This window comes from Streptomyces sp. NPDC059534 (genome assembly GCF_042743475.1).
Classification (GTDB): Bacteria; Actinomycetota; Actinomycetes; order Streptomycetales; family Streptomycetaceae; genus Streptomyces.
The window spans coordinates 1-17,227 of record NZ_JBHWAQ010000042.1 but is presented as its reverse complement, the minus strand read 5'-3'; the positions used below and the strand labels follow the sequence as shown (position 1 = coordinate 17,227).

The 17,227-nt window shown below is 71.8% G+C and carries 20 protein-coding genes; 16 read left to right on the top strand and 4 right to left on the bottom strand.

What is annotated here, in order from left to right; all coding sequences use genetic code 11:
• Positions 1 to 80: 80 nt before the first annotated feature.
• Together ACFVZH_RS33830 and ACFVZH_RS33825 are read left to right on the top strand one after the other, a co-directional pair.
• Positions 81 to 437: a hypothetical protein gene (locus ACFVZH_RS33830; RefSeq protein ID WP_384903463.1), complete on the top strand. Its 357-nt coding sequence runs from the start codon at positions 81 to 83 to the stop codon at positions 435 to 437.
• 25 nt (positions 438 to 462) lie between these two features.
• Positions 463 to 732: a DUF4031 domain-containing protein gene (locus ACFVZH_RS33825; RefSeq protein WP_384903461.1), complete on the top strand. Its 270-nt coding sequence runs from the start codon at positions 463 to 465 to the stop codon at positions 730 to 732.
• Positions 733 to 754: 22 nt separating this feature from the next.
• Here the strand turns inward: ACFVZH_RS33825 and cpt are convergent, their stop codons facing one another.
• The 3 genes from cpt to ACFVZH_RS33810 are packed head-to-tail and all read right to left on the bottom strand — an operon-like array spanning position 755 to position 2,869.
• On the bottom strand, positions 755 to 1,276 hold the full coding sequence (gene cpt / locus ACFVZH_RS33820) for a chloramphenicol phosphotransferase CPT (protein WP_384903520.1): 522 nt from the start codon (positions 1,274 to 1,276) through the stop codon (positions 755 to 757).
• Between the two features lie 54 nt (positions 1,277 to 1,330).
• Positions 1,331 to 1,636: a putative quinol monooxygenase gene (locus ACFVZH_RS33815; RefSeq protein WP_384903459.1), complete on the bottom strand. Its 306-nt coding sequence runs from the start codon at positions 1,634 to 1,636 to the stop codon at positions 1,331 to 1,333.
• A 30-nt stretch (positions 1,637 to 1,666) separates the two neighbouring features.
• Positions 1,667 to 2,869, bottom strand: a complete 1,203-nt coding sequence (locus ACFVZH_RS33810; protein ID WP_384903519.1) for a Cmx/CmrA family chloramphenicol efflux MFS transporter — start codon at positions 2,867 to 2,869, stop codon at positions 1,667 to 1,669.
• Between the two features lie 205 nt (positions 2,870 to 3,074).
• Here ACFVZH_RS33810 and ACFVZH_RS33805 point away from each other — a divergent pair, with 205 nt between their 5' ends.
• Positions 3,075 to 3,467 carry a hypothetical protein gene (locus tag ACFVZH_RS33805; RefSeq protein WP_384903457.1) on the top strand — a complete coding sequence of 131 codons (393 nt, stop codon included), beginning with the start codon at positions 3,075 to 3,077 and terminating at the stop codon, positions 3,465 to 3,467.
• 15 nt (positions 3,468 to 3,482) lie between these two features.
• Positions 3,483 to 3,869, top strand: a complete 387-nt coding sequence (locus ACFVZH_RS33800; protein ID WP_384903455.1) for a hypothetical protein — start codon at positions 3,483 to 3,485, stop codon at positions 3,867 to 3,869.
• A 111-nt stretch (positions 3,870 to 3,980) separates the two neighbouring features.
• On the opposite strand, the gene ACFVZH_RS33795 is transcribed toward ACFVZH_RS33800, so the two are convergent.
• On the bottom strand, positions 3,981 to 4,655 hold the full coding sequence (locus ACFVZH_RS33795; protein ID WP_384903453.1) for a hypothetical protein: 675 nt from the start codon (positions 4,653 to 4,655) through the stop codon (positions 3,981 to 3,983).
• A 175-nt stretch (positions 4,656 to 4,830) separates the two neighbouring features.
• On the opposite strand from ACFVZH_RS33795, the gene ACFVZH_RS33790 reads away from it, so the two are divergent.
• The 12 genes from ACFVZH_RS33790 to ACFVZH_RS33735 form a co-directional block, all read left to right on the top strand.
• The gene (locus tag ACFVZH_RS33790) at positions 4,831 to 6,270 is read left to right on the top strand and encodes an MFS transporter (RefSeq protein ID WP_384903451.1); all 1,440 of its coding nucleotides are present in this window, start codon (positions 4,831 to 4,833) and stop codon (positions 6,268 to 6,270) included.
• Between the two features lie 77 nt (positions 6,271 to 6,347).
• Positions 6,348 to 7,577, top strand: a complete 1,230-nt coding sequence (locus ACFVZH_RS33785) for a trans-sulfuration enzyme family protein (protein ID WP_384903450.1) — start codon at positions 6,348 to 6,350, stop codon at positions 7,575 to 7,577.
• Between the two features lie 72 nt (positions 7,578 to 7,649).
• Positions 7,650 to 8,189: a MaoC family dehydratase gene (locus tag ACFVZH_RS33780; RefSeq protein WP_384903448.1), complete on the top strand. Its 540-nt coding sequence runs from the start codon at positions 7,650 to 7,652 to the stop codon at positions 8,187 to 8,189.
• Between the two features lie 82 nt (positions 8,190 to 8,271).
• Positions 8,272 to 9,114 carry a class I SAM-dependent methyltransferase gene (locus tag ACFVZH_RS33775; RefSeq protein ID WP_384903446.1) on the top strand — a complete coding sequence of 281 codons (843 nt, stop codon included), beginning with the start codon at positions 8,272 to 8,274 and terminating at the stop codon, positions 9,112 to 9,114.
• A complete protein-coding gene (locus tag ACFVZH_RS33770; RefSeq protein ID WP_384903444.1) occupies positions 9,111 to 10,154 on the top strand; it encodes a class I SAM-dependent methyltransferase in 1,044 nt (347 codons plus the stop codon). The genes ACFVZH_RS33775 and ACFVZH_RS33770 overlap by 4 nt, the downstream gene beginning before the upstream one ends.
• 32 nt (positions 10,155 to 10,186) lie before the next feature.
• Positions 10,187 to 11,080: a diiron oxygenase gene (locus tag ACFVZH_RS33765; protein WP_384903443.1), complete on the top strand. Its 894-nt coding sequence runs from the start codon at positions 10,187 to 10,189 to the stop codon at positions 11,078 to 11,080.
• A 37-nt stretch (positions 11,081 to 11,117) separates the two neighbouring features.
• Positions 11,118 to 12,017 carry a hypothetical protein gene (locus ACFVZH_RS33760; protein WP_384903441.1) on the top strand — a complete coding sequence of 300 codons (900 nt, stop codon included), beginning with the start codon at positions 11,118 to 11,120 and terminating at the stop codon, positions 12,015 to 12,017.
• Position 12,018: 1 nt separating this feature from the next.
• Entirely contained in the window at positions 12,019 to 12,486 is a 468-nt protein-coding gene (gene acpS / locus ACFVZH_RS33755) for a holo-ACP synthase (RefSeq protein ID WP_384903440.1), read from the top strand.
• A gap of 13 nt (positions 12,487 to 12,499) precedes the next feature.
• Positions 12,500 to 12,754, top strand: coding sequence for a phosphopantetheine-binding protein (locus ACFVZH_RS33750; RefSeq protein WP_384903438.1), 255 nt, complete (start codon positions 12,500 to 12,502; stop codon positions 12,752 to 12,754).
• The gene (gene metK, locus ACFVZH_RS33745; protein WP_384903436.1) at positions 12,751 to 13,971 is read left to right on the top strand and encodes a methionine adenosyltransferase; all 1,221 of its coding nucleotides are present in this window, start codon (positions 12,751 to 12,753) and stop codon (positions 13,969 to 13,971) included. Before ACFVZH_RS33750 ends, metK begins: the two co-directional genes overlap by 4 nt.
• Before the next feature lie 3 nt (positions 13,972 to 13,974).
• The gene (locus ACFVZH_RS33740) at positions 13,975 to 14,958 is read left to right on the top strand and encodes a carbohydrate kinase family protein (RefSeq protein WP_384903434.1); all 984 of its coding nucleotides are present in this window, start codon (positions 13,975 to 13,977) and stop codon (positions 14,956 to 14,958) included.
• A partial coding sequence (locus tag ACFVZH_RS33735) for a homocysteine S-methyltransferase family protein (protein WP_384903432.1) occupies positions 14,955 to 17,227 on the top strand: 2,273 nt, incomplete at its 3' end. The genes ACFVZH_RS33740 and ACFVZH_RS33735, both read left to right, overlap by 4 nt.

Sequence of the window (17,227 nt, the reverse complement as noted above, 5' to 3'; positions counted from 1 at the left end):
CGGTCCCGGAAGGGTCCCGGAAGGGTCCCGGAAACGGACGGGACCTTCGTCCTGTCCCCGCTCCGGGTGACAATGAGTGCATGGACGACATCGACCCCGTCGAGCAGGCGCTGCACGCCGCTCGCGCGCTGGTACTGGCCGATCTCGCGGCCCGGGAAGTGGCCGCCGCCGAGGTCGTCTCGATGGTGGAGGACGCGGTGACCCACCGGCGCTGGTGGGTCGAGCAGTGGCCCGAGGGCGTCACCTATGTCGCCGGACTCGTCGCCCAGGACGTCCAGGACGCCCTCCTCGAACGGTACGGACGCTGGCCCCTCTGCCCCGTCTGCTCCTCAGGCGGCCCCCACGCCCTCGACGTCGAACCCGAACTCGGGCCCGACCCCCACTGGGTCTGCGCCAAGCAGGGCGTCGTGGTCGCCCCGGTGGGCGGCCTGAAGTGACCGCCCCCTGACAGGAGCCCGCCGCGTGACCCTCTACATCGACCCCCCGACCTGGCCCGGCCACGGCCGCATGTGGTCCCACCTCGTCAGCGACGCCTCCTTCGACGAGCTGCACGCCTTCGCCGCCTCCATCGGCGCCCCTGCCCGCGCCTTCGAACGCGACCACTACGACATCCCCTCCGACCACTACCCCGACGCCGTCGCCGCCGGCGCCCTCGAAGTCGGCTCCAAGGAACTCCTCCGCCGCCTCACCGAAGCCGGCCTCCGCCGCCCGAAGAGCCGCCCGAGCGCGTAGGGGGTGTCGCGCGTCCCGCCGGTCAGCCCAGGTGGGCCGCGATGGTCCGGGCGCAGGCGAGGGATTCGGTGTGGGTGGTGTCGACCTCGAGGTCGTAGTGGACGCCGGTGTGGACGACGGGTGCCTGCTGGGCGGCCATGCCGGGGGTGCGGTCGCCGCGGGCGATCTCGCGGCCGGCGGCGGTGGCGGGGTCGCAGTGGACGGCGACCCAGAGGACGGGGAGGTCGGCGAGGGCGGTGCGCCAGCGGTGCTGGGAGGCGGCGGCGCCGAGGAAGACGTCGTCGATGATGATGCGGGCGCCGGCGCGGGCCATGGCCGCGATGCCCTCGGTCCAGGCGGCCTCCAGCGTGCGGAAGTCCTCTCCGACGGTGACGTCGCCGTCGTCGCCGAAGACGATGCCGCCGTCCGACGACCACATCTTCTTGGGGAGGGCGTCGACGAACGAGTCGCAGCCGAAGGCCAGCCAGGGGTCCGGCAGCACGGACTGGAGGCACCTGACGATGCCGGACTTCCCTGAGCTGGAGGCGCCGTTGAGGATGATCATCCGAGTCGTCACGGGGTCACCGTACGGACTCCCGGGGCGGGGCGCAGCGGGATTTCAGCCGACGCGGACGAGCACGGTCTCCTCGGGCGGGCCGCTGAGCAGGTCGGGGCCGGCGGCCATCGCGGCGGCCAGGTGGGGGCTGGCGAGATGGGCGTCGAAGGCGGCGCGGTCGGTCCACTCCTCGACGACGATCCAGGCGCCGGGCTCCAGAGGGTCCTCGTAGGGCCGGTAGGAGAGGCAGCCGGGTTCGGCGAGCGTCGGCTCGACGAGAGCGAGGGCCTGCCGCCGGACGGCGGCCTCCTTGCCGGGTGCGGCGTGGAGCCGTGCGATGACGGTGACGGCGGTGGTGCTGGTGGTCACGGATTCCCCCCGTGGGTCGTGTACGGCGTGTCAGCGGGACGATACGGCCTTCTGCTCCGCGGGCGAGCCGGAGATCACCACGCGGGACGGCGACTTGTGCAGCTTCAGGGACACCGCGGCGGTGCCGAGGCCCAGGGCGGTCATGGCGGCGCCCGCCCAGGCGGTGGAGCCGAAGCCGAGGCCGGCGTCGATGACGGTGCCGCCGAGCCAGGGGCCGCCGGTGTTGCCGAGGTTGAAGGCGGCGGTGGTGGTGGCGCCCGCGAGGGTGGGGGCGGCTCCGGCGACGTTGAACATGCGGGCGTTGAGGGCGGGGGCCGTGTAGAAGGCGGAGACGCCGAGGAGGAAGGTCAGCACGATCGTGGCGGCCGGGCTGGAGGCGAGGAGGGCCAGGGCGACCAGGAAGACGGTGGAGGCGGCGATGCCGGTGAGCAGCACGCCGAAGAGGTGGGCGTCGGCGACGCGGCCGCCGATCGCCGTGCCGACGACGGCGCCGATGCCGAAGAGGGCGAGGACGCCGGAGACCCAGCCCTCGGCGAGGCCGGAGACGTCGGTGAGGAGCGGGGCGAGGTAGGAGAAGGCGCAGAAGACGCCGCCCGCGGCGAGGGCGGTGACGGCGACCGAGAGGAGGACCTGGCGGTCGCGGTAGATGGCCAGTTCGAGCCGCAGGCGGGGCTTGGCCGCGGGGAGGGGGATGTGCGGGATGCGGGTCACGACGCCGACGAGCGCGACCGCGGAGGCCGCCCCGACCGCCCAGAACGCCGAGCGCCAGCCGAGGTGCTCGCCGAGGAACGCGCCTGCGGGCACGCCGAGGACGTTGGCGATGGAGAGGCCGCCGATCATGACCGCCATGGCCCGCGCGCGGGAGCTCACCGGCACCATGGCGATCGCGACGGCCGCGCCGACCGCCCAGAATCCGGCGCAGGCGAGGGCGCTGAGGATGCGCGAGGCGAAGAGGACGGCGTAGTTCGGGGCGAGGGCGCCGGCGACCTGCCCCAGGCCGAAGACGGTGATGAGGGTGACGAGGGTGGTCTTGCGGGGGAGTCTCAGGGTCGCGACGGCGAGGAGCGGCGCTCCGACGACCATGCCGATGGCGAAGGCGGATATGAGGAGGCCGGCGCGGGGGATGGAGACGTTCATGTCCTCCGCGATGGGCGGCAGGAGTCCGGACAGCATGAATTCGCTCGTGCCGAGCGCGAAGACCGAGAGCCCGAGGATGTAGACGGCCAGCGGCATGCGGGTGGCGGACGCGGGCGTGGGCGGGGTGTCGGTCGCGGGTGTCGTGCGCTCGGCAGAGGAAGACGGCATGACATGCGTCAACCCGCGATTTGTTCCTGTCATTCCGCGGTGGGGGGAATGTCTCGCGATGCGAGACGTCCGCTCTCCGGTTCCGGATCCTCACGGACCGTGGTTGTCACCCCTCCGTGGTACGCAGAGCCCCATGAGTTTCGACATCTTCGTATGCCGGTTCGAGAACGGCGAGCGGGTGCCGCTGGACATGGACGCGGCGCGCGAGGTCCTCGCCCCCTATGTGGTGGCACGGGGCCCCGAGCCGGACTTCCTCCAGGTGGGCACGGGGGCGGGGGAGACGGCGGACGTCTATCTCCACAGTCCCGGCGACATCACCTTCAACCGCTTCGGCGGGGAGGGGATCACGGATCTGCTCGCGGTCCTGCTGGGCCGCCTCGACGCCTGGCTGTTCGTGCCCGGGACGACGGTCGTCATCCGGCGGGAGGAGGACCGCGTGCATCTGCCGGAGGCCCCGGCGGGCAGCTGCACGGTGGTCGTCGCCCGCACGGGGGCGGAGATCGACGCGGCGATCCGGGCCGCCTGAGAGAGGGGTGGGGGGATGGGGCGCACCCTGTTCGTGCTCCGGTACCGCGACGGCGAGCCGGAGCCGCTGCCCATGGACGCCGTACGGGAGGTCCTGGCGCCGTACGTCGTCGCCGCCGACGAGGACCTGAGGAACGGCGTGCTGATCCGGACCGCCGACGGCCACGAGGTCGACGTGGACGTCAACGAGGTCTGTGTCGCGTTCAGCCGGTTCCCGGGCGGCTCGTTCTTCGACGTCCTGGCCCGGCTGGTGGACCGCCTCGGGGCGACCGTGATCCCGGTGGACCGGCCGGTGATCATCCGGGGGGAGGGGGACCGGGCCCACCTGTCCGCGGACATCCGGGACGGGGCCGTCGTCGTCGCGACGACGGGACCGGCCCTGGACGCCTTCCTCGGCGGCTGATGACGGGCGACGGCCGACGGCAGATGCCGGACGGCTGATGCCTGACGGCCGACGGTGGATGCCGGACGGCTGATGCCTGATGCCTGACGGCTGACCGGTGCGGGGTGCCGCTCAGCCCTCGCCGGGCGCGGCCGTCAGTTCCGCGAGCTCCCGTTCGAGGTTCTCCCGCGCCCGTCCCTCCCAGGCGGCGGCGCCGTAGGGGGTGCGGAAGAGGCTGGGGAGGGCGAGGAGCTGGCGGAGGACGGCGGCGCGGCCCTCGCGGAAGGCGTCGTCGGGGACGAAGCCGTACTCGTCGCGGACGGCGGCCGTATACCCCCCGTACGTATCGGGGTCGGTGGCGAGGATGGCGAGGTCGGCGTCGCAGAGGGTCTCGCCGTTGAGGTCGCCCGTGTCGGGGTCGTGGGTCGTCGTCAGGCGGACCAGGCGGGCGACCTCCGTGACCTCGTGGGGGGTGAGGCCGGCTTCGGCGAGCGCCTTCTCGGCGAGGGTCGCCGAGCGTTCCTCGTTCTCGGAGCGGTCGGGGCGGTAGACGGCGTCGTGGAACCAGGCGGCGAGCCGTACGAGCTCCAGTTCACCGCCCTCGCCGCCCTGGTCGGCGAGTTCGTCGATGCGGTCGAGGACGGCGCGGAGGTGGTCGACCGTGTGGTAGCGGCGCTGCGGCTCGGCCCAGCGGGCGAGGAGGTTCCGGCCGTACGGGGCGGGGTCGGGGCCTTCGTGGCCGGCGCGGGCGGCGAGCAGGGTGGCGGTCCAGCGCCGGAGGAGCGCGGGGTCCTGGTCTGCGGTCATGGGGGCATTCTGCCCGGCGGGGGGCGTGGAAGGGGTGCTTCCCGTGTGGCCGAGCGGGCGCACTCACCTCACTCTTACATACCCCCCATGGGTATGCTACGGTGCTCCGCACAGGTACCCCCTAGGGGTATACCCCGACGGTGGTCGGGGCCGACGCGAGCGAAGGGTCAGGGCAATGTCAACCGTCAATCCCCGGCGCTGGTGGGCACTTGTCGTGCTCGCAGCAGCCCAGTTCATGGTCATCATGGACACGTCGATCATCGGGGTGGCGCTCCCCGAGATGCAGAAGGACCTGGGCTTCACGCAGGGCGAGCTCCAGTGGGTCTTCAACGCCTACGTGATCGTCTTCGGCGGCCTCCTGCTCCTCGGCGGACGCCTCTCCGACCTCGTCGGAGCCCGCAAGATCTTCGTCACCGGCTGGGTCGTGATGATCGCCGGCTCGGTCCTCGCCGCCGCCGCGCAGACCGCCTGGGTCGAGATCGCCGGCCGCGCCGTCCAGGGCGTCGGCGGGGCGCTGATCGCGCCCTCCGCGATGACCCTGCTGATGATGCTCTTCATGCACGACCCGAAGGAGCTCGGCAAGGCGATGGCGCTGTACGGCGCCGCGGCTCCCGCCGGCGGCACCGCGGGCGTCTTCCTCGGCGGTGTCTTCACCGAGTGGGCGGCCTGGCAGTGGGTCTTCATCATCTACATCCCGATCGGCCTCGCGACGCTCGCCGCGACCAGGCTCCTCCCGGACGTCGGGTCGCGCCGCGGCTCGGTCGACGTCCTCGGCGCCGTCGCCGTCACCGCGGGGCTCGCGCTCGCCGTCTTCGCCGTGGTCCGCGCCCCCGAGGTCGGCTGGGGTGCCACCGCCACCGTCCTGGAGCTGGTCGGCGCCGTCGCCCTGCTCGTCCTGTTCTTCGTGATCCAGAAGTCCGTCCGCGAGCCGCTCATGCCGCTCGGCGTCTGGCGGGTCCCGCGGCTCGGCTCGGCCAACCTGGCGATGACGCTGCTCGGCGCCGCGTGGATCCCGATGTGGTACTTCCTCAACCTGTACCTCCAGCAGGTCCTGGGCTACGGCGCCTTCGCGTCCGGGGCCGCGCTGCTCCCGATGACCGTGCTCCTCATGATCTTCATGACCGCCGTCACCGCCCGGCTCATGGGCCGCTTCGGGGCCAAGCCGCTGATCGGCGCCGGTCTCCTCGTGCTCGCCGCCGGACTGGTGTGGCTCGCGGCCGTCCCGCCCACCGGCACCTTCCTGGTCGACGTCCTGCCGGCCTCGCTCGTCGCCGCGCTCGGCATGTCCCTCGCGTACATCCCGGCGATGATCGCCGCCATGTCCGGCGCCCCGCAGGAGCAGGCGGGTCTCGCCTCCGGCATCGTCAACACCACCTACAACGTCGGCTCCGCGCTCGGCCTCGCCGCGCTCACCGCCGTCGCCATGTCGCAGGGCGCCGACCAGCTCGGCAACCTGCCGAAGCTGACCGACGGGTTCTCGGCCGCCTTCATCGGCGCCGCGGTCGTCGCCGCCGTCGGCGGTGTGATCACGCTCCTCGTCATGAAGAGCGACAAGACGGTCGCGGCCGAGGCCGCCGCCGCCCCCGCGCCGCAGGGCGAGAAGGTCTCCGCCTGAACCGTCCCCGAAGGGGCCGCCCGATGTCCGAGTCCGGACGTCGGGCGGCCCCTTCTCCGTATCCGGAAAGGAAAGCCGTGGAACCGAACACCCGGGCCGTGGAGCCGAACACCCGAGCCGCGCAGCTGAACACCCGAGCCGTGCATCTGGTCAATGAGCCCTTTCCGCAGGGGAGTTGGCCGCTCTCCGTGCCTCTCGTCCAGTCGTCCGCCTTCGTCTTCGAGTCGGCCGACGAGCTGGCCGACGCGATGGCGGGGCCCGACGGGCGGTACGTGTACAGCCGCCGGGGCAATCCGACGGTGCGGGCCCTGGAGCGGACGCTCGCGGGCCTGGAGGGAGGGGAGGGGGCCATCGCCTTCGCCTCGGGGATGGGGGCGATCAGCGGGGTGCTGCTGGCGCTCCTGCGGCCCGGGGACCGGGTGGTGGCGCAGCGGTGTCTGTACGGGGGGACGCATGCCGTCCTGGCGGATCTGGCCGAGCGGTACGGGATCGAGGTCGTACGGATATCGGGCGACGACCCGGCCGAGCTGGAGGCCGCCGCCGTGCACCCCGCGACCCGGCTGCTCGTGCTGGAGACCATCGCCAACCCCACCGGGCAGGTACCCGACCTGCCGGGCCTGCTCGCCGCCGCGCGCGCCCTCGGGGTGACGAGCGTCGTCGACAACTCGCTCGCCTCGCCCGTGCTGTGCCGTCCGCTGGAGCTCGGCGCCGACATCGTCGTCCACTCCACCACCAAGTACCTCTCCGGGCACTCGGACGTCCTCGGCGGCGTCGCCGTCTTCGCGGACGACGGGCTGCGTCACCGGATCTGGCCCCGGACGGTCGAACTCGGCGCCTGCGCCGACCCGTTCGCGGCCTGGCTGACCCTGCGCGGGATACCCACGCTGCCGCTGCGGATGCGTGAGCACTGTGCCAACGCGGCCGCGCTCGCCGAGAGGCTCGGGGCCCGCGGGGACGTCACGGCCGTCCACTACCCCGGGCTCGCCGGCCATCCCTCGTACTCCCGGGCCCGCACGGTGCTTTCGGGCGGCGGCGGGCTGCTCTCCTTCGAGCTCGCCGGGGGGCGGCGGGCGGGCCGGGCGTTCATCGAGGGCGTACGGCTGGCGAGGCTCGCGCTGTCGCTCGGCGGGGTGGAGACGCTCGTGACGCACCCCGCCTCCACCTCTCACCGGGAGCTGGGCGAGGGCGAGTTGGCGGCGGCGGGGATCGGTGCCGGGCTGGTGAGGGTGTCGGTCGGGATCGAGGACGTCGGGGACCTGTGGGCCGATGTCGAACAAGCACTGGAGCAAGCCCTTCTTTTGGGTTGACAAAATAAATGGTCGATTCGTAGATTGGGACGTGCCAGGGAAAGACCACTCCTAGGTCAAGGGGGAAGCGCGATGCGCTACTTCGAGGACTTCCGGCCCGGCGACGTCCACGAGCTGGGCGCCGTCACCGTCACGGCGGAGGAGGTGCTGGAGTTCGGCAGGCGCTTCGACCCGCAGCCCTTCCACACGGACCCCGAGCGCGCGGAGCGTTCGCAGTTCGGCGGTCTGATCGCGAGCGGGTTCCACACCCAGGCGATGTTCATGCGGCGCTACGTCGACGGGCTGCTCGCCTACAGCGCCTGCATGGGCTCGCCCGGCATCGACGAGGTCCGCTACCTGCGGCCCGTCCGCCCGGGCGACGTGCTCACCGCCCGCGTCGAGATCCTCGGCTCCACCCCGTCGCCGTTCAACCGCGCCACCGGCACCGTCAAGCCCCGGTGCACCCTGGTGGCCCCCGACGGGACGGCCGTGTTCAGCATGATCCTGCACAGCATCTTCCGCCGGCGCCCCGCCGACTCCGAGGCCGACCATCTGTCGTCGATGCCCGCGGCCGAGGACCCCGTCGCCTGCGCGCGACCGGCCAAGACCTGTGTCCCGGCCATGAGCGCCTGACGAACCGTCCTTCGTCGGGCCCCTGAACACGGCCGTCCGTATCTCTCCGCACATCCGTTGCCCAAGTGAAGGGGGACCTCCTGTGGAGGCCGTATCCCGCACCGCCCAGTGGACCGCCGCCGCGCGTGCCCTGGAGACCGAGCGCGAGGACCGGCTGTTCGCCGATCCCTACGCGCGCACCGTCGCCGACGAGACCGGCTTCGAACTGCTCGCGCGCTACGACGGGGGCGGCATCGTGCCGTTCCTCGCCATCCGCACCACCTACCTCGACCGGGCCGTCGTGAAGGCGGTGGAGGAGCGCGGGATCCGCCAGGTCGTCCTCCTCGCCGCCGGCATGGACACCCGCTTCTTCCGGCTGCCCTGGCCCGACGGCGTCACCGTCTACGAACTCGACCGCCCGGCCCTCCTGGAGGCCAAGGCGGAGATGCTGAAGGACGAGCCGCAGCCCGCCGGCCGCACCCGGACCACCGTCCCGGTCGACCTGACCCAGGACTGGACCGGTCCCCTGAAGGAGGCGGGCTGGAAGAGCGAGGAGCCCGTGCTGTGGGTGGTCGAGGGACTGCTGTTCTTCCTGCCCGAGCAGGCCGTACGGACCCTCATCTCGACGCTCTCCGCGCATGCCGCACCCGGCTCCGTGCTGCTCGGCGACGTCATCTCCAAGGCCGCCCTGGACAACCCGCTGGCCCGGGGCTTCATGAAGGCCCTGGAGGAGGACGGCAACCCGTGGCTCTTCGGCACCGAGGAGCCCGAGGCGCTGCTCGCCGACTGCGGCTGGGACGTACGGGAGGTCAGGCAGCCCGGTGAGGAGGGCGCCGACTTCGGGCGCTGGCCCTACCGGGTCGCCCCCCGCGCGCTGCCCCGCGTCCCCCGCTCCTTCCTGTTCACCTGCGATCTCCCCACCCACCGCGAGGAGGAGGCGGCATGAGCGCCCACGACTTCCACCAGAGGGTCATCACCGACGCGGGCGCGGCCGTCCGCGGCCTGACCGTCTCCCTCGGCGAGCGCCTCGGCCTGTACAGGGCGCTGGCCGCCGACGGTCCGCTGACCTCGGGGCAGCTCGCCGAGCGGACCGGCACGAACCCGCGCTACATCGAGGAGTGGCTGCACGCCCAGCTCTCCGCCGGGTACGTCGAGCGGCACCCGAGCTCCCTCACGTACACGCTCCCCGCCGACCACGTCGAGGTGCTCGCCGACCCGACGGCCGTCACCTACGCGGCCGGGTTCTTCACCGCGCTGAAGGCGCTGTACGCCACCGAGGACCTGCTCGTCGAGGCGTACCGCACCGGGGACGGCGTCGGCTGGGCCGAGCACGACGCGGCCCTCGACACCGGCATGGGCTCCTTCTTCCAGCCGACGTACGAGCACAAGCTCGTCCCGGACTGGCTGCCCGCCCTGCACGAGGTGACCGGCAAGCTCGCCGCCGGCGGCACGGTCGCCGACGTCGGCTGCGGCGTCGGCCACACCACGCTGCTCATCGCGAAGGCGTTCCCGCAGGCCACGGTCCACGGCTTCGACTACTCGGAGGAGGCCATCGCGATCGCGCGGCAGCTCGCCGAGGAGGCCGGACTCTCCGACCGGGTCGTCTTCGAGGTCGCCTCCGCGGACGACTACCCGGGCGCCGGCTACGACCTGGTGTGCTTCTTCAACGCCCTGCACGACATGGGCGACCCGGTCGCCGCCGCGCAGCACGTCCACAAGTCCCTGGACGCGGACGGCACCTGGATGCTCGTCGAGTCGAACGTGTCCCCGCAGGACGTCGACACGCAGACGCCGGCCGCCCGGATGTTCATGGCGCTGTCCGCCGTGATGTGCCTGCCCGTCGCGGTCGCGCAGCGCGGCCCGCACGCGCTCGGCAACCACTCGGGCGAGAAGGCGTTCCGGGCCATCGCGGAGGAGGCCGGCTTCACCCGCTGGCGGCGTGCGACCGAGACCGCGGTCAACGCCGTCTACGAGGTCCGGCCTTGACCCCCACCGTCAGCGAGCGAGGAGCAACCCCCATGGGCACAGCCGCCCCCCTGCCCGTCACCGACCGCTTCCTGGAGGTCCTGGAGCGCCTCAGCGAGCGTTCGGTCGAGGACTACTACAACCCGTACCAGACCTTCCAGTGGCCCGAGACGCTGGAGGAGAACCGTTTCTGGATGACGCCGGAGCTGCTCACCGTCTACGGCACCGAGCACTACGACACCCTCGGCGAGGAAACGCTTCAGCGCCTGTCGAAGTGGGAGTCCGTCAACTTCTACAGCCTCAACGTGCACGGCATCCGCGAACTCCTCATCGAGGTCGTCGGACGCATCCACATGCCCGGCTTCGAGGTGCCCTCCGACTTCTTCCACCACTTCATCGGGGAGGAGAACGAACACATGTGGTTCTTCTCCGAGTTCTGCCGCCGCTACGGCAACAAGATCTACGGCTCCACCGCGATGCGCGCCGACGCGGCCTGGGAACCCGAGGTCGAGAACTTCCTCGTCTTCACCCGCATCCTCTTCTTCGAGGAGCTCGTCGACCACTACAACTCCCGGATGGCGAAGGACGACTCCCTCTGCCACACCATCCGCGAGGTCAACCGGATCCACCACCAGGACGAGTCCCGCCACATCGCCTTCGGCCGCGAGCTGGTCTCGCTGCTGTACACCCGGATGTGCCAGGCGGTCAGCGCCGAACGGGTCCGCGAGGTGGAGGCGTACCTCAAGCGGTACGTCGTCTACAGCGTCAACTCCCTCTACAACCCGCACGTCTACCGCGACGCCGGCATCGCCGACCCGCTCGCCCTGCGCAACGCGCTGGTCGCCGACGCGAGCCGCCGCCCGCACGAGCGCAAGGCGATCCGCAAGCCGCTCGCCTTCTTCCTGAAGACCGGGATCTTCTCCGACGACACCCTGCCCGTCGTCTGACACACCCGGGACCTCCCACCCGAGAGGTGAAGAGATCATGACCGTGACGACCCCCGCGACCGTCGGGGAAACCCAGGGCCAGGCGAGGGGCCTGCCCTCGCTCGGCCCCGAGGGGACCCGCCTGCTGCGGCTCCTCGACGACACCTTCGAGCGCTGGGGCGTGACCGCGGGCGCCCGCCCGATGACCATGCCCCCGCTCCTGCCGGCCGCCGACCTGGCCAGGCTCGACTACTACGACAACTTCCCCCACCAGGCCGTCGTCGCCGCCCCGCTCGACCTGGAGCGCCGCACGACCACGCCGTTCGACGCCGACACCGGCAGCTTCCCCGGCGAGGCCCTCGAACCGGCCGCGCTCGGCCTGCCCTCGGCGTCCTGCTACGCCGTCTACCTCGACCACCAGGGCCGCCGGGTCGCCGACGACACCCTCGTCACGATCTGCTCCTGGTGCTTCCGCAAGGAGACCCACTACGAGGGCATGCGGCGCCAGCTCGGCTTCCGCATGCGGGAGATCGTGGCGATCGGCGCGCGCGAGCACGCCGAGTCGCACCTCGCCGACTTCACCGGCCGGATCCAGACCTTCGCCAACGCCCTCGACCTGCCCCTGCGCAGGGAGGCCGCCTGCGACCCGTTCTTCGACAAGGGCGGCTCGAAGGCAGTCCTCCAGCGGCTCACCCCGGTGAAGTACGAGTTCCTGTACGAGGACCTGGCGATCGCCTCGGTCAACACGCACCGGAACTTCTTCGGCGACCGCTGCGACATCACCCTGGAGTCGACCGGCGGACCGGCCTTCACCAGCTGCGTCGCCTTCGGCCTGGAGCGATGGCTGTCCGCACTGACCCGGCGCCACGGCAGCTGGGAGTCCGCCACCCGGGCGGTGCTCGACGCGAACGCCCGCATGCGGGCCGATGCGAGTGGCGCGGCCGGGCCGGTGATCTGACGTGCCGGCCCGTCCCGCCGCCCCGCCGGCGGGCGGCCTGGGGTGGGCGAACCTCGGCATGGACATCGTGTCCGTCAACCGTGTCCGCAGGCTCCTCTCCCAGTACGGGGAGCGGTTCTTCGAGCGGATGCTCACCCCCGGCGAGCTCGCCGACTGCCGTACGTCCTCCGGGCTCGACGTCCTGAGCCTGTGCGGGCGGATCGCGGCCAAGGAAGCGGCCTTCAAGACCTTACGGGTCAGAGGCAGGTTCCTGCCGTGGCCGGACATCGTCGTACGGCGCTCCGAGGGCGGCTGGCCGCTCGTGGAGCTGCACCGGGCCGCCGCCGAGATGGCGGCCGAGTCCGGCATCACCGAGATCACCGTGTCCATCAGCCACGACGTGGACTACGCGGTCGCGGTGGCCGCCCCGATCATCGCCGCGACGTCCGTGTCCGCGCCCCCCACCCCTTCCGTATCCAGCAGCAGCTAAAAGGAGAGCAACCATGGCCGACGGCCTGCAGACGGTGAAGAACTGGATCCTCGAGCGTCACCCGGAGCGCGACGACATCGCGTCCGACCTCGACCTCATCGAGAACCGGCTCATCGACTCGCTGTCCTTCGTCGAGTTCGTCTTCCTCCTGGAGCAGGAGAGCGGCACCGCCATCCAGATGGAGACCCTGGAGGTCGACTCCATCCGCACCCTCGGCGCCATCGAGCAGCACTTCTTCAAGACGCAGGTGGAGGTGGGCCAGGCATGAGCCGTCGCCTGTTCACCTCGGAGTCCGTGACCGAGGGCCACCCCGACAAGATCGCCGACCGGATCAGCGACACCATCCTCGACGCGCTGCTCGCCGAGGACCCGTCCTCGCGCGTGGCGGTCGAGACCCTCATCACCACCGGTCTCGTGCACATCGCCGGCGAGGTCACCACCACGGCGTACGCGCCGATAGCGAAGCTGGTCCGCGAGGCCGTCCTCGACATCGGCTACGACTCCTCCGCGAAGGGCTTCGACGGCGCCTCCTGCGGCGTGTCGGTGTCCATCGGCGCCCAGTCGCCGGACATCGCGCAGGGCGTCGACACGGCGTACGAGTCCCGGGTCGAGGGCGCGGGCGACGCGCTCGACGCGCAGGGCGCCGGCGACCAGGGCCTGATGTTCGGCTACGCCTGCGACGACACGGCCGAGCTCATGCCGCTGCCGATCGCGCTGGCCCACCGGCTGTCCCGCCGGCTCACCGAGGTCCGCAAGGACGGCACCGTGCCGTACCTGCGGCCCGACGGCAAGACGCAGGTCACCATCGAGTACGACGGGGACCGCGCGGTCCGCCTCGACACGGTGGTCGTCTCCTCGCAGCACGCCGCCGACATCTCCGTCGAGGGCCTGCTCACCCCGGACGTGCGCGAGTACGTCGTCGAGCACGTCCTCAAGGAGCTGGTCGAGGAGGGCGTCAGCCTGGAGTCCGACGGCTACCGGCTCCTGGTCAACCCGACCGGGCGCTTCGAGGTCGGCGGTCCGATGGGCGACGCCGGACTCACCGGCCGGAAGATCATCATCGACACGTACGGCGGGATGGCCCGGCACGGCGGCGGCGCCTTCTCCGGCAAGGACCCGTCCAAGGTCGACCGTTCGGCCGCCTACGCCATGCGCTGGGTCGCCAAGAACGTCGTCGCGGCCGGGCTCGCCCGCCGCTGCGAGGTCCAGGTCGCCTACGCGATCGGCAAGGCCGAGCCCGTCGGCCTCTTCGTGGAGACCTTCGGCACCGGCACCCTCCCCGACGAGAGGATCCAGGAGGCCGTCACCGCCGTCTTCGACCTGCGGCCCGCCGCGATCATCCGCGACCTGGACCTCAAGCGGCCCATCTACGCGAAGACCTCGGCCTACGGCCACTTCGGCCGCGAACTCCCCGAGTTCACCTGGGAGCGCACGGACCGCGTGGAGGCCCTGAAGAAGGCGGCGCGAGAAGGGGACGGGGAGTAGACCATGCGCATCGCTGTCACGGGATCCATCGCGACCGACCATCTGATGACCTTCCCCGGCTGGTTCAGCGAGCAGCTCCTCGCCGACCGGCTCGACCGGGTCTCCCTGTCGTTCCTCGCCGACAACCTGGAGGTCAGGCGCGGCGGAGTGGCAGCGAACATCGCCTTCGGACTCGGGGTCCTCGGCCTGCGGCCCGCCCTGGTGGGCGCGGTCGGCGCCGACTTCGAGCCCTACCGGGTCTGGCTGAAGGACCACGGGGTGGACACCGACTCCGTGCGCGTCAGCGAGACGCTCCACACCGCCCGCTTCGTCTGTACCACCGACCGGGCCCAGAACCAGATCGCCACCTTCTATGCGGGGGCGATGGCCGAGGCGCGCGAGATCGACCTGCGCGAGGTCGTGGCACGCACCGGCCGGCTGGAACTGGTCCTGGTCTCCCCGGACGACCCCCAGGCCATGCTCCGGCACACCCGCACCTGCCGTGACCTGGGAATCCCCTTCGCCGCCGATCCTTCGCAGCAGCTGGCGCGGCTCGACGGGGCACAGGTGCGGGAGCTGGTGGACGGGGCGCGGTTCCTCTTCACCAACGAGTACGAGACGGCCCTGCTCATGGAGAAGTCCGGCTGGAGCGAGGCCGACGTGCTCCGCCGGGTCGCCACCTGGGTCACCACCCACGGCGAGGCGGGTGTCCGCATCCGCGGCGAGGGCCGCGCCACGCTCGCCGTGCCGGCCGTGGAGGTCCCCGCGGTCGTCGACCCGACCGGCGTCGGGGACGCCTTCCGGTCCGGGTTCCTCGCCGGCACCCTGTGGGGCGTGCCGGAGCGGTGCGCGGCGCAGCTGGGCTGCGCGGTCGCCGCGACCGTCCTCGACTACGTGGGGACGCAGGAGTACCGGCTGCACCGGGACTCCCTCCTCGACCGGATCAGGACGACGTACGGGGTGGGCTGCACGGCCACCCTCGTCACCCATCTGGGGGGCCTGTCATGAGCGCGGCCCGGCGGTCGCTCAGGGAGGAGTTCGCGACGCGGGTCGTCGTGGCCGACGGGGCGATGGGCACCATGCTCCAGGCCGCCGACCCGACGATGGACGACTTCCGGAACCTGGAGGGCTGCAACGAGATCCTCAACCTCACCCGCCCCGACATCGTCGCCTCCGTCCACGACGCGTACTTCGCCGTCGGCGTGGACTGCGTCGAGACCAACACCTTCGGGGCGAACCTGGCCGCGCTCGCCGAGTACGGCATCGAGAACCAGGTGTACGAGCTGTCCGAGGCCGGCGCCCGGATCGCCCGTACGGCGGCCGACGCGCACACGGCCGCCGACGGACGCCCCCGCTGGGTCCTCGGCTCCATGGGGCCCGGCACGAAGCTCCCCACGCTCGGCCACGTCACCTACGAGCCGCTCCGGGACGCCTTCCGGCAGAACGCGGAGGGCCTGATCCGGGGCGGCGCGGACGCCCTGCTCATCGAGACCTCGCAGGACCTGCTCCAGACGAAGGCGGCCGTCATCGGCGCCCGCCGGGCCCTGGACTGGGTCGGCGTGGACCTGCCGGTCATCGTGCAGGTCACGGTGGAGACGACCGGCACCATGCTGCTCGGCTCGGAGATCGGGGCGGCCCTGACCGCCCTGGAGCCGCTCGGCATCGACATGATCGGCCTGAACTGCGCCACCGGACCCGCCGAGATGGCCGAGCACCTGCGGCACCTGTCCCGGCACGCCCGCGTCCCGATCTCCGTCATGCCGAACGCGGGCCTGCCCGTCCTGACCTCCGACGGCGCCCACTACCCCCTGTCGCCCGCCGAACTCGCCGACGCCCAGGAGGCGTTCGTCCGGGAGTACGGCCCCGCGCTGGTCGGCGGCTGCTGCGGTACGACCCCGGAACACCTGCGGGAGATCGTGGAGCGGGTGCGGGGCGCGGCGGTCCTCGACCGGCGTCCGGCGCCGGAGCCGGGCGCGTCCTCCCTCTACGGCCACGTGCCGTTCCGGCAGGACACCGCGTACCTGGCGATCGGCGAGCGGACGAACGCCAACGGCTCGAAGAAGTTCCGCGAGGCGATGCTCGACGGCCGCTGGGACGACTGCGTCGAGATGGCCCGCGACCAGATCCACGAGGGCGCGCACATGCTCGACCTGTGCGTGGACTACGTCGGCCGCGACGGCACCGCGGACATGGCGGAGCTGGCCGGCCGCTTCGCGACCGCCTCCACCCTCCCCATCGTCCTGGACTCCACCGAGGTCGCGGTCCTGCGGGCCGGCCTGGAGAAGCTCGGCGGCCGGGCCGTCGTCAACTCCGTCAACTACGAGGACGGCGACGGCCCCGAGTCCCGCTTCGCGCAGGTCACCGCCCTCGCCAAGGAGCACGGCGCGGCCCTGATGGCGCTGACGATCGACGAACAGGGCCAGGCGCGCACGCCCGAGCACAAGGTCGCCATCGCCGAGCGGCTCATCGACGACCTCACCGGCAACTGGGGGATCAGGGAGTCCGACATCCTGATCGACACCCTCACCTTCACGATCTGCACCGGCCAGGAGGAGTCCCGCAAGGACGGCGTCGCCACCATCGAGGCCATCCGCGAACTGAAGCGCCGCCACCCGGACGTGCAGACCACGCTCGGCCTCTCCAACATCTCCTTCGGCCTCAACCCGGCCGCCCGCATCGTCCTCAACTCCGTCTTCCTCGACGAGTGCGTCAAGGCCGGCCTCGACTCGGCGATCGTGCACGCCTCGAAGATCCTGCCGATCGCCCGCCTGGAGCCGGAACAGGTGAAGGTCGCGCTCGACCTGATCCACGACCGCCGCGCCGAGGGCTACGACCCGCTCCAGCGCTTCCTGGAGATGTTCGAGGGCGCCACCGCGAAGTCCCTGAAGGCCGGCAAGACCGAGGAACTCCTCGCCCTGCCCCTGGACGAACGCCTCAAGCGCCGGATCGTCGACGGCGAGAAGAACGGCCTGCAGGCCGACCTGGACTCCGCCCTGGCCCTGCGCCCCGCCCTGGAGATCGTCAACGAGATCCTCCTCGACGGCATGAAGACCGTGGGCGAGCTGTTCGGCTCCGGGCAGATGCAGCTGCCGTTCGTGCTCCAGTCGGCCGAGGTCATGAAGACGGCGGTGGCGTACCTGGAGCCGCACATGGAGAGAACCGCCGACGGCGAAGGAGAGGTGGGCAAGGGCACGATCGTGCTGGCCACCGTCCGCGGCGACGTCCACGACATCGGCAAGAACCTCGTCGACATCATCCTGTCCAACAACGGCTACAA